General features: G+C 60.5%; 12 protein-coding genes. 9 read left to right on the plus strand and 3 right to left on the minus strand.

The window, feature by feature from the left end:
- The first annotated feature begins 5 nt into the window (after positions 1-5).
- The 8 genes from D3Z90_RS09235 (at position 6) to D3Z90_RS09270 (ending at position 10,858) form a co-directional block, all read left to right on the plus strand.
- On the plus strand, positions 6-1,538 hold the full coding sequence (locus D3Z90_RS09235; protein WP_136475449.1) for a sigma-54-dependent transcriptional regulator: 1,533 nt from the start codon (positions 6-8) through the stop codon (positions 1,536-1,538).
- A 258-nt stretch (positions 1,539-1,796) separates the two neighbouring features.
- A complete protein-coding gene (gene gcvH / locus D3Z90_RS09240) occupies positions 1,797-2,174 on the plus strand; it encodes a glycine cleavage system protein GcvH (protein ID WP_136475450.1) in 378 nt (125 codons plus the stop codon).
- On the plus strand, positions 2,167-5,058 hold the full coding sequence (gene gcvP / locus D3Z90_RS09245; RefSeq protein ID WP_371922261.1) for an aminomethyl-transferring glycine dehydrogenase: 2,892 nt from the start codon (positions 2,167-2,169) through the stop codon (positions 5,056-5,058). The genes gcvH and gcvP overlap by 8 nt, the downstream gene beginning before the upstream one ends.
- Positions 5,059-5,104: 46 nt before the next feature.
- On the plus strand, positions 5,105-6,358 hold the full coding sequence (glyA, locus tag D3Z90_RS09250; RefSeq protein WP_136475452.1) for a serine hydroxymethyltransferase: 1,254 nt from the start codon (positions 5,105-5,107) through the stop codon (positions 6,356-6,358).
- A 25-nt stretch (positions 6,359-6,383) separates the two neighbouring features.
- Positions 6,384-7,760, plus strand: coding sequence for an L-serine ammonia-lyase (locus tag D3Z90_RS09255; RefSeq protein ID WP_136475453.1), 1,377 nt, complete (start codon positions 6,384-6,386; stop codon positions 7,758-7,760).
- Positions 7,761-7,769: 9 nt separating this feature from the next.
- Entirely contained in the window at positions 7,770-8,891 is a 1,122-nt protein-coding gene (gene gcvT, locus D3Z90_RS09260; protein WP_136475454.1) for a glycine cleavage system aminomethyltransferase GcvT, read from the plus strand.
- A gap of 23 nt (positions 8,892-8,914) precedes the next feature.
- On the plus strand, positions 8,915-9,907 hold the full coding sequence (gene lipA, locus D3Z90_RS09265) for a lipoyl synthase (RefSeq protein WP_136475455.1): 993 nt from the start codon (positions 8,915-8,917) through the stop codon (positions 9,905-9,907).
- Positions 9,908-9,994: 87 nt separating this feature from the next.
- Complete coding sequence (locus tag D3Z90_RS09270) at positions 9,995-10,858, plus strand: sensor domain-containing diguanylate cyclase (protein ID WP_136475456.1); 864 nt, start codon at positions 9,995-9,997, stop codon at positions 10,856-10,858.
- Between the two features lie 10 nt (positions 10,859-10,868).
- Here the strand turns inward: D3Z90_RS09270 and D3Z90_RS09275 are convergent, their stop codons facing one another.
- The 3 genes from D3Z90_RS09275 to D3Z90_RS09285 all read right to left on the minus strand — a co-directional run bounded on the left by D3Z90_RS09275 (position 10,869) and on the right by D3Z90_RS09285 (position 12,461).
- The gene (locus D3Z90_RS09275) at positions 10,869-11,318 is read right to left on the minus strand and encodes an NUDIX domain-containing protein (RefSeq protein WP_136475457.1); all 450 of its coding nucleotides are present in this window, start codon (positions 11,316-11,318) and stop codon (positions 10,869-10,871) included.
- Between the two features lie 45 nt (positions 11,319-11,363).
- Positions 11,364-11,753, minus strand: a complete 390-nt coding sequence (locus D3Z90_RS09280) for a hypothetical protein (RefSeq protein ID WP_136475458.1) — start codon at positions 11,751-11,753, stop codon at positions 11,364-11,366.
- A gap of 153 nt (positions 11,754-11,906) precedes the next feature.
- Positions 11,907-12,461, minus strand: coding sequence for a UPF0149 family protein (locus tag D3Z90_RS09285; protein WP_136475459.1), 555 nt, complete (start codon positions 12,459-12,461; stop codon positions 11,907-11,909).
- Positions 12,462-12,676: 215 nt separating this feature from the next.
- On the opposite strand from D3Z90_RS09285, the gene D3Z90_RS09290 reads away from it, so the two are divergent.
- A complete protein-coding gene (locus D3Z90_RS09290; protein ID WP_136475460.1) occupies positions 12,677-12,901 on the plus strand; it encodes an MbtH family protein in 225 nt (74 codons plus the stop codon).
- Positions 12,902-12,910 lie beyond the last annotated feature (9 nt).

The raw sequence follows: 12,910 nt of genomic DNA on the forward strand, positions 1-12,910 counted from the left end.
TTGCGATGCGTATTCACGTGACCTTCAAAGACCGCGTTGGCATTACCCAGGAAATTCTGGCCTTGCTTGGGGCGCGCAATCTCAACCTCGACGCTGTGGAAATGATTCCTCCCAACGTTTACATCGACGCGCCGTCGTTGTCCCAGGTCGTGCTGAACGAGCTTCACGATGCATTGCTGCGGGTCATCGATGTTCAGGCCGTTGAGCTTGTGGACTTTCTCCCCGGCCAGCGTCGGCACTTGCAGTTGGAGGCTTTGCTCGCGGCGATGAGTGACCCGGTGCTGGCGGTGGACCCCAACGGCCATGTGCTGCTGGCGACGCCGACACTGGTCAAGCTGTTGGGTCGCGAGCCGGCAGGCGAACCGTTATGCAACCTGTTTGCCGAGCCGCACCTGGCGCAGTCTTTGATCGACAAGGGCTTTCGTTTGCCTATGTGCGAGGTGAGTTTCCAGGACCAGACACTGTTGCTTGAGGCCACGCCCATTAGTGGCGGAGCGGATGTGTTGGTCGGCGGTCTGCTCACGCTGTACCCGCCAAGACGGATCGGCGAACGCCTGGCTTCCTTGCTGCATGACCCTGGCGAAGGCTTGAGCGCGCTGTTGGGGGAGTCGGCGCCGCTGCAGCACCTCAAGACCCGCCTGCACAAGGTTGCCAGCCTCGATGCACCTCTATTGATCCAGGGCGAAACCGGTACTGGTAAAGAGCTGGTGGCTCGAGCCTGTCACGAGCTCAGTACTCGCCGCGGCTCGTCCTTTCTGGCGTTGAACTGCGCAGCGCTGCCAGAGAGCCTGGCCGAAAGTGAACTGTTCGGTTACTCCGCAGGTGCGTTTACTGGCGCCCAACGCGGCGGCAAGCCCGGCCTGCTTGAGCTGGCTGACGGTGGCACGGTGTTTCTTGACGAAGTAGGCGAGATGTCGCCCTACCTGCAAGCCAAACTGTTGCGCTTTCTCAATGACGGCAGCTTCCGACGTGTTGGTGGTGGCGGTGAAGTACGGGTGAATGTACGGGTGCTCTGTGCGACTCACCGCAATCTGGAGAACATGGTGGTCGAAGGTGGCTTTCGCGAAGACCTGTATTACCGCCTCAACGTGCTCAATTTGATGGTGCCACCGTTACGCGAGCGCGGCACCGATATCTTGCTGCTGGCCGAGCACTTTCTGCGCCAGGCCTGCGCCCAGATACAGCGCTCGCCCTGTCGCTTGGCCGTGACAACCCATCCGCTGTTATTACGCAATCGCTGGGCGGGGAACATCCGCCAACTGCAGAACGTGATTTTTCGGGCGGCCGCGATCTGCGAGGGGGATGTAATCGACTGCGACGACCTGGAGCTGGCCGGTACTGCCCTCAACAGCCAGCAGGGTGACGCGCAAGAGGTCATCAGCCTGGAGGCAGCCGTGCAGGGTTTCGAAAAATCGCTGCTGGAAAAATTCTACGCCGCCTACCCCTCGACCCGGCAATTGGCGATGCGCTTGCAGACCTCGCACACCGCCATCGGCCAGCGCTTGCGCAAGTATGGGATCTCCAATCGTGCGGTCTAGAACCGTTGGTTCGATTTCACTCCACTGGAGCGTTTGCGCTCCAGGTGGCGTGCGTCGCGTGTTTGCAGGAGGTTACCCTCAAAGGTGGGCAGGGTGTTCCACGAGCGGAGCGATTTCGCTCCATCGACGGCAGCCTTGCAGGTCAAGCTAGTTTTGATAACTTATTGATTTTTAACGATAAAAATAAACTGGCATTGTCCTTGCTCTTGTCTACAGAAGTCCCGCACCGGGACTCGTCTAATAACAAGAGGAAGACCCATGAGCATCTTGCGTTTTACCCCCGAACACGAGTGGCTGCGCCTGGAAACGTCTGGCGAACTGACTGTTGGCATTACTGCTTTTGCCCAGCAAGCCCTCGGTGACGTGGTGTTCGTGCAATTGCCAGAGCCCGGCCAATACGCAGAGGGGAGTGAAGTCGCGGTACTGGAGTCGGTCAAGGCTGCCAGTAACATCACCATGCCCCTGAGCGGCCAGGTAGTGGCGGTCAACCAAAGCTTGGCCGATGACCCCGAGCTGATCAATGACTCGCCGATGCAGGACGGTTGGTTCTTCCGCATCCAGGTCGACAACCACGCCGATCTCGACACTTTGATGGACCAGGACGGCTACGACCGCTTCCTGGCCGACAATGCCTGAGCCGGGGGGCGACATGCGCAAAGCATCTATTTCTTTGGGGACGGACAATACGTTCATTCCCCGCCACATCGGACCGCGCGAAAGCGATATCAAGGCCATGCTGGCGCTGACCGGGCATGATTCGCTCGATGCCCTGATCGACAGTGTGATCCCCAGCAGCATCAAGGGCAGCAGCGTGATGGAGCTGTCCAAGGGGCAAAGCGAAAGTGAAGCGCTGGCGGCAATCAAGGCCATTGCCGCGAACAACCAGCTGTTTCGCAACCACATTGGCCAAGGGTATTATCCGTGCCATACGCCAGCGCCGATTTTGCGCAACCTCTTGGAGAACCCGGCCTGGTACACGGCGTACACCCCTTATCAGCCGGAGATCTCCCAAGGACGGCTGGAAGCGCTGTTGAATTTCCAGACGCTGGTCATCGATCTGACTGGCATGGAAATCGCCAATGCGTCGTTGCTCGATGAAGCGACCGCCGCTGCCGAAGCCATGACCTTCTGCAAGCGCCTGGCAAAGAACAAGGCCGCGGCTTTTTTCGTCTCCGCTGCCTGCCATCCGCAAACCCTCGATGTGATTCGTACACGTGCCGAGCCTTTGGGCATCGAAGTGGTCGTCGGCGATGACGCACAGCTGGCCAAGGACAGCCTTGATGGCTACTTCGGTTTGCTGCTGCAATACCCGGCCAGCAACGGCGACATCGCCGACCATCGCGAGCTGGTGCAACGCGCCCATACCGCCGGCGCCCTGGTAGCGGTAGCGGCTGATCTGCTGGCCCTGACGCTACTGATGCCTCCCGGCGAGTTTGGTGCCGATGTGGTGCTCGGCAGCGCCCAGCGCTTCGGCGTGCCACTGGGTTTTGGCGGCCCGCATGCGGCGTACTTCGCCACCCGTGACAGTTTCAAACGCGACATGCCGGGCCGTCTGGTCGGTGTTTCCATCGACCGTTTTGGCAAGCCGGCCCTGCGCCTGGCCATGCAGACCCGCGAGCAACACATCCGCCGCGAGAAAGCCACCAGCAACATCTGCACCGCGCAGGTTCTGCTGGCGAACATCGCCAGCATGTACGCGGTGTATCACGGCCCCGAAGGCCTGAGACAAATCGCGCGGCGCGTACACCGCCTGACCTCGATTCTGGTGCAGGGGCTGCAGCAGCTCGGTCACCGGATCGAGCAGGCGAGTTTCTTCGATACCGTCAGTGTCGTCACCGCCCGGCCTGCGGCGGATATCCTGGCTGCAGCGAGCAATTCGCGCATCAACCTGCGCCCCCTCGATGAGGCTCGCGTCGGCTTGTCGTTGGATGAAACCTGCGAACAACAAAGCGTCGAGACTCTTTGGCAAGTCTTTGCAGGCGCCGGGCAGCCGCTCCCGGACTTTGCTGCACTGGCGTCAGGCAGCGACGACTGTCTGCCCGCGGCATTGCTGCGCCAGACCGCGTTCCTGCAGCACGAAGTATTTAACCGCTATCACTGCGAAACCGAACTGATGCGCTACCTGCGGCGCCTGGCTGACAAGGATCTGGCCCTGGATCGCAGCATGATTGCCTTGGGCTCCTGCACCATGAAGCTCAATGCTGCCAGTGAGATGATCCCCATCACCTGGCCCGAGTTTGGCGCCGTGCATCCCTTTGCACCCGCCGAACAATCACAGGGTTACCAGCAACTGACTGACGAGCTGGAAGCGATGCTCTGTGCAGCTACCGGCTACGACGCCATGTCGCTGCAGCCCAATGCCGGCTCCCAGGGCGAGTACGCAGGGCTGCTGGCGATTCGGGCCTACCATGCCAGCCGTGGCGAAGCGGGGCGCGATGTGTGCCTTATTCCTTCCTCGGCGCACGGCACCAACCCGGCCACTGCGCAGATGGCCGGTATGCGAGTGGTGGTGGTCAATTGTGATGCCCGTGGCAACGTCGATGTCGCCGACCTGCAGAGCAAGGCCGAACAGCACAAGGATCATCTGGCGGCGCTGATGATTACCTACCCCTCGACCCACGGTGTATTCGAGGACGGCATCACGCGCATCTGCGACATCATCCATGCGCACGGCGGCCAGGTGTACCTGGACGGCGCGAACATGAACGCGATGGTCGGCCTGTGTGCCCCGGGCAAGTTTGGCGGCGACGTCTCGCACCTCAACTTGCACAAGACGTTTTGCATTCCCCATGGCGGTGGCGGTCCAGGCGTGGGTCCGATTGGCGTCAAGGCGCACCTTGCGCCGTTTCTGCCCGGTCACGGCCACATGGCGCGCAAGCAAGGCGCAGTCAGCGCCGCACCCTATGGTAGTGCAAGCATCCTGCCCATTACCTGGATGTATATCCGCATGATGGGCGGGGAAGGGCTCAAGCGTGCCTCACAGGTCGCGATCCTCAGTGCCAACTACATTGCCCGGCGCCTGGAGGAGCACTACCCGGTGCTCTACACCGGCGAAAACGGCCTGGTAGCCCACGAGTGCATTCTCGACCTGCGCCCGCTCAAGGACAGCAGCGGCATCAGTGTCGAGGACGTCGCCAAGCGCCTGATCGATTTTGGCTTCCATGCCCCGACCATGTCCTTTCCGGTAGCGGGCACCTTGATGGTCGAGCCGACCGAGAGTGAGTCCAAGGAGGAGCTGGACCGCTTCTGCGAGGCGATGATCTGCATTCGCGATGAAATTCGCGCGGTGGAAAACGGCAGCCTGGACAAAGACGACAACCCGTTGAAAAACGCCCCCCACTGCGCCAGCGAGTTGGTCGGCGAGTGGAACCATCGCTACAGCCGGGAGCTGGCGGTCTACCCGCAGGACACGCTGCGCGAAAGCAAGTATTGGCCACCGGTAGGTCGGGTAGACAACGTCTACGGCGATCGCAACCTGGCCTGCGCCTGCCCACCGCTTTCGACGTATCAGGACGCCTGACGGCTGCCCGAACAGTGGTTCGACACTCACAACAAGGAAAACCGACATGTTCCATAAAAGCCTGACACTTTCCGATTTCGACCCTGCGCTGTTCGCCGCCATTCGCCGCGAGGCACAACGCCAGGAAGACCATATCGAGCTGATCGCCTCGGAGAACTACACCAGCCCGCAGGTCATGCAGGCGCAAGGCACCGAGCTCACCAACAAGTACGCCGAGGGCTATCCCGGCAAGCGTTACTACGGCGGTTGCGAGCACGTCGATGTGGTCGAACAACTGGCTATCGATCGCGCCAAGGCGCTGTTTGGTGCCGGCTACGCCAACGTCCAGCCGCACTCAGGCTCGCAGGCCAACGCCGCGGTTTACCTGGCCCTGCTCAAGGCCGGTGACACCCTGCTGGGCATGAGCCTGGCTCATGGCGGCCACCTGACTCACGGTGCCAAGGTCAGCTCATCCGGCAAGCTCTACAACGCCGTGCAATATGGTATCGATGCCAACGGCCTGATCGATTACGACGAAGTCGAGCGTCTGGCGGTCGAGCACCAACCGAAAATGATCGTCGCCGGCTTCTCGGCCTACTCCAAGACGTTGGACTTCCCGCGGTTTCGCGCTATCGCCGACAAGGTCGGGGCCTATTTGTTCGTCGACATGGCCCATGTTGCCGGCTTGGTGGCAGCAGGCGTATACCCCGATCCGCTGCCTTACGCCGACGTCGTCACCACCACTACTCACAAGACCCTGCGCGGCCCTCGCGGTGGCCTGATTCTGGCCAAGGCAGATCCGGAGTTGGAAAAGAAGCTCAACTCGGCGGTCTTCCCAGGTGGCCAGGGCGGCCCGCTGATGCATGTCATCGCAGCCAAGGCGGTGTGCTTCAAGGAAGCGTTGGAGCCGGCTTTCAAGACCTACCAGACCCAGGTCATCAAGAACGCCCAGGCCATGGCAGCGATTTTCATGCAGCGCGGCTATGACGTGGTGTCGGGTGGCACCGACAACCATTTGTTCCTGGTCAGCCTGATTCGCCAGGGCATCACCGGCAAGGACGCCGACGCCGCCTTGGGGCGTGCCCACATCACGGTGAACAAGAACGCCGTGCCCAATGATCCGCAATCGCCGTTCGTGACTTCCGGCCTGCGGCTGGGTACCCCGGCCGTTACCACACGGGGTTTCCAGGAACCGGAGTGCCGGGCGTTGGCGTCCTGGATCTGCGACATTCTCGACCATCTAGGTGATGCCGATGTGGAAGCGCATGTCGCCAAACAAGTGGCCGAGCTGTGTGCCCTGTTCCCGGTCTACTCGGCCTGAGTAGGTCTGCACCCTGGAGGCATGTATGTCGCTAAGTGTTTTTGACCTGTTCAAGGTAGGTATTGGGCCTTCCAGCTCGCACACGGTCGGGCCGATGCGTGCGGCGGCGCGTTTTGTCGAAGGCCTCAAGGCCCAGGGGATGCTGGCCGCAGTGCAAAGCGTGCGGGCCGAGTTGTATGGCTCGCTGGGCGCGACCGGCAAGGGCCACGGCAGCGACAAGGCGGTGTTGCTGGGGTTGGAGGGTGAGCATCCCGACACGGTCGACACTTCAAAAGTGGCTGAGCGCCTGGCCACGATTCGTGAGTGCGGGACGCTGTCGCTGCTGGGGCACAAGCGCATTCGCTTTATCGAGAAAGAACACCTGGCGATGATCCGCAAGCCCTTGGCGTACCACCCCAATGGCATGATCTTGCGGGCCTTCGATGCCGCCGGCCTGCAGTTGTGCAGCCGTGAGTACTACTCGGTGGGTGGCGGATTCGTCGTGGATGAGGAAGCGGCTGGGGTCGACCGAATCGTCGCCGACCGCACGCCGCTGCGTTTCCCGTTTCTCACCGGTCGCGAACTGTTGGCACAGTGCGCTCAGCACGGGCTGTCAATCAGCGCCTTGATGGCGGAGAACGAGACCGCCTGGCGCAGCCCGGAGCAGACACGCCAGGGCTTGCTGCATATCTGGCAAGTCATGCAGGACTGCGTGGAGGCCGGTTGCCGCACCGAAGGGATCATGCCCGGGGGGCTCAAGGTCAAGCGTCGAGCGGCGGCGTTGCGGCGTCAACTCAGTGCTGTTCCCGAGGCGGGTCTCAGGGACAGCCTCTCGGTGCTGGACTGGGTCAATCTCTACGCACTGGCGGTGAACGAAGAAAATGCCAGCGGCGGGCGCGTCGTTACTGCGCCCACCAATGGCGCGGCCGGAATTATTCCGGCGGTGCTGCATTACTACACCCGCTTTGTGCCGGGGGCCAACGATGAGGGCGTGGTGCGCTTTCTGCTCACGGCGGCGGCCATTGGCATTCTCTACAAGGAAAACGCATCGATTTCCGGTGCCGAAGTCGGCTGCCAGGGTGAGGTTGGCGTGGCGTGCTCGATGGCTGCCGGGGCCTTGTGCGAAGTGCTTGGCGGCAGCGTGCAACAGGTCGAGAACGCTGCCGAAATTGGTATGGAACACAACCTCGGGCTGACCTGCGATCCGATTGGCGGGCTGGTCCAGGTGCCGTGTATCGAGCGTAACGCCATGGGCTCGGTGAAGGCCATCAACGCTGCGCGCATGGCCCTGCGTGGCGATGGCCAGCACTTCGTTTCGCTCGACAAGGTTATCCGCACCATGCGCCAGACCGGAGCCGATATGAAGAGCAAATACAAAGAGACCGCTCGCGGCGGCTTGGCAGTCAACATAATCGAATGCTAGGAGTCATCCATGTCCACCGAACAATTACAAAAAACACCGTTGCACACTTTGCATCAACAACTCGGCGCACGCATGGTGCCGTTCGCTGGCTACGCCATGCCGGTGCAATACCCGCTGGGCGTGCTCAAGGAGCATTTGCATACCCGTGAACAGGCTGGCCTGTTCGACGTTTCGCACATGGGCCAGATCCGTTTGCATGGGGCACATGCCGCCAAGGCCCTGGAGACACTGGTACCGGTCGACATCATCGACCTGCCTGTGGGTATGCAACGCTATGCGCTGTTCACCGATGAGCAGGGCGGCATCCTCGATGACCTGATGGTCGCCAACGCCGGCGACTACCTGTTTCTGGTGGTCAACGCTGGCTGCAAGGAACAGGACCTGGCGCACCTACGCCAGCACCTGGAAGGGCGCTGCGAGGTCGAATCGCTGTTCGACAGCCGCGCCTTGCTCGCCTTGCAGGGCCCCGCGGCGGCGGCGGTGCTGGCACGCCTGGCGCCGGAGGTGAAGGCCATGACCTTCATGCAGTTCGCCCGGGTGAGGTTGCTTGGCGTTGACTGTTACGTCAGTCGCTCCGGCTACACCGGCGAGGATGGTTACGAGATTTCCGTGCCGGTACAGGAAGCACAAATGCTGGCCCGTTCACTGCTGGCCGAACCCGAGGTTGAAGCCATCGGACTGGGCGCCCGAGATTCACTGCGCCTGGAGGCAGGGCTGTGCCTGTACGGGCATGACATGGAACAACGCATCACGCCGATCGAGGCCAGCCTGACCTGGGCCATATCCAAGGTTCGCCGTGCCGATGGTGCCCGTGCGGGTGGTTTTCCCGGTGCCGAGCGCATCCTGGCGCAACTCTCTGAAGGCGTAGCGGAAAAACGTGTGGGTTTGCTGCCTACCGAGCGAGTGCCGGTGCGCGAAGGTGCATTGATCGTCAACGCTCAGGAGCATGTAATCGGTCGTGTCACCAGCGGCGGCTTCGGCCCAAGCCTGGGTGGTCCCCTGGCGATGGGCTATGTGCAGAGTGACTTCGCCGCGTTGGACAGCGAGGTGTTTGCCCAAGTGCGCGGTAGATTGGTGCCGATGGTGGTGTCGCGCATGCCGTTCGTGGCGCAACGTTATTTCCGCGGCTGAGGCCCTCTAGCTGGAGCATGAGCATGAACGAAACACTGTCTGTCGCCACGCGCCTGGCGCCTTTGGCGCCTGGGGTAAAGCTGCGCGGTGCAGAAAAGGTGGCGCGAATACCGGTGAAGATCCTGCCCACCGAAGACGTGCCGCGCAAGCCTGACTGGATCCGCGTGGAAATCCCCGCCTCACCGGAAGTGGCACGGGTCAAGACGTTGCTGCGCAAGCACAAGCTGCACAGCGTCTGCGAAGAAGCTTCGTGCCCGAACCTGGGCGAGTGTTTCTCGGGGGGGACCGCGACGTTCATGATCATGGGAGACATTTGCACCCGTCGCTGTCCGTTCTGTGATGTGGGCCATGGTCGGCCCAAGCCGCTGGATCGCGATGAACCCAAGCACCTGGCGACGGCCATCGCCGACCTGCGTTTGAAGTATGTGGTCATCACCTCGGTCGACCGCGACGACCTGCGTGACGGCGGTGCGCAACACTTCGCGGATTGCCTGCGCGAGATTCGCACGATGTCGCCGGGAATCCAGCTGGAAACCCTGGTGCCGGATTATCGCGGTCGCATGGACGTGGCCCTGGCTATCACTGAACAGCAGCCGCCGGATGTGTTCAACCACAACCTTGAAACCGTGCCACGCCTCTATAAGGCGGCGCGGCCGGGTTCGGACTTCGAATGGTCATTGGACCTGTTGCAGAACTTCAAGCAACGTGTGGGGGCTGTGCCGACTAAGTCCGGCTTGATGCTGGGGTTGGGCGAGACCGATGCTGAGGTGCTTGAGGTGATGCGGCGGATGCGCGAACACCAGGTCGATATGTTGACCCTGGGCCAGTACCTGCAACCTTCGCGCAGCCATTTGCCGGTACAGCGTTTCGTGCATCCCGATACCTTTGCCTGGTTTGCCGAACAGGCATTGGCCATGGGTTTCAGGAACGTGGCTTCCGGTCCGTTGGTGCGTTCTTCGTATCATGCCGACAGGCAAATGGCCGAGGCGCTAAAGGCAGTGGCGGCGCCGCGCTAGGGATTGCACGTCGGTCGTCGATGAGTCAATGCAACGGCAATAGGGATCGGGCTATGATCAGCGAATGTGAACCGGACTTCCTGACCTATGCCCGTTGACCTCCAAGCGCTGTACCCCAAACTGATCCACTTGATGCTGGACACGGTCTTCGTGGTCGACAGGGACAACCAGATTGTATTCGTCAGTGATGCCTGTATGGCGCTGCTTGGGTACCGAGCCGATGAACTGGTCGGCACCTTGATCACCGACTACATGCACCCTGATGACCTGGCGATCACTCGGGCCTCGATTATTCGGGTGATGAACGGCCAATCCCACGTCGACTTCCGCAACCGGTATGTGCGCAAGAATGGCAGTGTGGTGCACATTCTTTGGGCGGCCTCCTGGTCGGAGGAAGTCGGCGCGCGGATCGGTGTCGCGCGCGATGTCACGGCCTTGCGGCAAGCTGAAGAGGAACTGCATTTCCTCGCCCATCACGACCCGTTGACCAAACTGCCCAACCGCTCGTTGTTCAACGATCGCCTGCAAGCGGCCCTGCGCACGGCTTATCGTCACGAAAGCACCTTGGCCTTGTTGTTTCTTGATCTGAATGATTTCAAGGGCATAAACGATGCCTACGGGCATGCGATGGGCGATCGGGTACTGAGCGTGATCGCACGGCGCCTGGAAGGCTGCATACGAGAAACCGACACGGTGGCGCGGATGGGCGGTGATGAGTTCACCGTGTTGTTGACTGACATCCACTCGCCACATGCTGTTGCCGAGAAGGTCGAACAGATTCTTTTGGTCTTGACCGAACCCTTGGGTGCTGAGTTCGGTGGGTTGGAAATGCCGTCCTGCAGTATAGGCGTGGCCTGTTATCCCGCTGATGGTCAAGATGCCGATACGCTGCTCAGCTACGCGGATGACGACATGTACCGAATAAAAAAACGCAGGTCTGCAACGGGCTAACGGCTTGCGGTTAACGGGCAAGGGAATCTAGAGCCGATGGTGTACTGGTTGATTCTGGCAAGATGCACTTCAGATGCAACAACGCACGTTGAAAAACCGGATGACAATCAGCAAACGGCAAGTTGTCCAGCGGCGCCCAGAAAAAGCTGAACGTATGGCCATGATCATCAAGGGTGTCGTGGGTCCATAGCGGCGGTAACGCTTCTTGCGTTTCACACAGTTGAAATGACCATATCTGACCTTGGTGCCCGGCATCCCAGCAGCCCAGGTCGCTGACAACCTTGGCCGAGACGATTCCGGATTCTTCTTTCAACTCGCGCAGCGCGGCCTGGGCGATTGTTTCACCGTTCTCTATTGTCCCTTTGACCAACTGCACACCTGCGAGTGGGTGATGAAAGAGCAGAATGCTGGGTCGCGCAGAACTACAGAGTATGAGGGGGCAGGCCTTGTTAGGTGTCATGCCGGTAGCCAACGCAATACCGCAGTGGGATCAACATGCCTGCCTTCAATCCTCACCTTCAATCTGCGGGTTGTAGTATTTGCTTTGGTCTGGGGTGAAGGTGACGACCATGCCGGTGCGACTGCAATTGAGGGTCAGTTCGACGCTGGTGTCGATTTGCAGGTCTTCGCCGCGCAGGCCTTGCCATTGGGCCAGGTATTTGAGGGAGCCGAATTTTTCCCGCTTTTTCAGGGTTCGTTCGACGCCGCCTTTCCAGCCCAGTACCGGGAGTTCACCTGCCAGGCATTTTTGCGCAATGTCGGGATGTTTGATGGCGCGCTCGCGGCCGATTTCCCAGCAACGGATCAGGCCGTTGTCCGGGCCTTGCCAGGTTTCGCTCCAGGTGAGGCTGGGGCGCGGCGCGAGATGGATCGGGCGGTGGACGATGCTGCTCATTTAGCCTCCCTGGCTGGTTATTCTTGTAGGACAAAACGTTGCAGAGGGCGGTGATGCTACTAATTGGCCACTATTGGTGTCCAGCTTTTAAGCAGGAGCCGGCAACGCCCGGCCCCTCAAAACTGTAGTGCAAGATTCGCGATTCAATCGCAATCAGCGTTGACTTACCCAGTAGTCATGCAAGGTCCGCGCTGCCGGTTCGATTGCCGCTACGCGCTGACGGTGCAGAACAACATCCAGATCGACCGGCAATTCATAGTTGTCCTGCTCGGCGCAGTCGCTGATTTTCTGCAATTGGGTTGCCAGGCCTTCCGGCAATTGCGGCCAGTTGCTGACGGCTACGCAGCGCACGTAGCCAAAGCACCACTCTTCCGCCAGGGTCAAAGGTTGGCCGCTGTGTTCGGTCTGGTCGAAGCGTGCCTTGAATGCTTGCGGATCAGTGCTTAAGCGGTTGGCCAGGGTATTGAGGTGACGCACGCACAGGTCGATGAACTGTCGGCACTCTTCAGGTGTTTCCCACTGAGGGGGCTGGCCACCCCAGATGGCCGGGAACCAATCGCCGATATCGACTTGCGCAGGGCTGGAAACCAGTGCGGTGCAGAACCCGTCGAGCTCGGACATGTTGAGCACTGAGTGATCGTCGCCGTACTTGAGCAGGGTGTCGTCGATGAACTCGACCTCGCTGGCGGTAAGGGGATTGATTTGCATTGAACGATTCCTTGGCGAGGTGAGCTTGAAAAAGGGCGGGAGGATGGCGCTTTACAGCGTATTTATCCAGTCCTGCACTCGCGCACCATGTTACCCCCGCGCGCGCAGCAGGTGGTTGCCAAGGCGCTACTAATTTCCTGCCTGCTTCATTCGTTCTCTTGATAGCCACCGTACGCCAGCTGCGTGGCGGGCCCATTCAATTCAGGAGACAGGCAATGACATCTGTATTCGACCGCGAAGACATCGTATTCCAAGTAGTGGTCAACCACGAGGAGCAGTACTCGATCTGGCCTGATTACAAAGCGGTACCGACCGGCTGGCGCACTGTCGGCAAGAGCGGTTTGAAGAAAGAATGCCTGGCCTACATCGATGAGGTCTGGACCGATATGCGTCCTTTGAGCCTGCGCCAGAAAATGGCCGAAGCGGCTGCGGCGCAGTAAGGGGTAGCG

It is taken from the genome of Pseudomonas sp. DG56-2, from assembly GCF_004803755.1.
Lineage (GTDB): Bacteria > Pseudomonadota > Gammaproteobacteria > Pseudomonadales > Pseudomonadaceae > Aquipseudomonas > Aquipseudomonas auratipiscis.

Bases quoted from the DNA above. Each gene is read 5' to 3' on its own strand.
- D3Z90_RS09235 (WP_136475449.1), top strand. From the start codon at position 6: ATGCGTATTCACGTGACCTTCAAAGACCGCGTTGGCATTACCCAGGAA.
- gcvH (WP_136475450.1), top strand. From the start codon at position 1,797: ATGAGCATCTTGCGTTTTACCCCCGAACACGAGTGGCTGCGCCTGGAA.
- gcvP (WP_371922261.1), top strand. From the start codon at position 2,167: ATGCCTGAGCCGGGGGGCGACATGCGCAAAGCATCTATTTCTTTGGGG.
- glyA (WP_136475452.1), top strand. From the start codon at position 5,105: ATGTTCCATAAAAGCCTGACACTTTCCGATTTCGACCCTGCGCTGTTC.
- D3Z90_RS09255 (WP_136475453.1), top strand. From the start codon at position 6,384: ATGTCGCTAAGTGTTTTTGACCTGTTCAAGGTAGGTATTGGGCCTTCC.
- gcvT (WP_136475454.1), top strand. From the start codon at position 7,770: ATGTCCACCGAACAATTACAAAAAACACCGTTGCACACTTTGCATCAA.
- lipA (WP_136475455.1), top strand. From the start codon at position 8,915: ATGAACGAAACACTGTCTGTCGCCACGCGCCTGGCGCCTTTGGCGCCT.
- D3Z90_RS09270 (WP_136475456.1), top strand. From the start codon at position 9,995: ATGCCCGTTGACCTCCAAGCGCTGTACCCCAAACTGATCCACTTGATG.
- D3Z90_RS09275 (WP_136475457.1), bottom strand. From the start codon at position 11,318: ATGACACCTAACAAGGCCTGCCCCCTCATACTCTGTAGTTCTGCGCGA.
- D3Z90_RS09280 (WP_136475458.1), bottom strand. From the start codon at position 11,753: ATGAGCAGCATCGTCCACCGCCCGATCCATCTCGCGCCGCGCCCCAGC.
- D3Z90_RS09285 (WP_136475459.1), bottom strand. From the start codon at position 12,461: ATGCAAATCAATCCCCTTACCGCCAGCGAGGTCGAGTTCATCGACGAC.
- D3Z90_RS09290 (WP_136475460.1), top strand. From the start codon at position 12,677: ATGACATCTGTATTCGACCGCGAAGACATCGTATTCCAAGTAGTGGTC.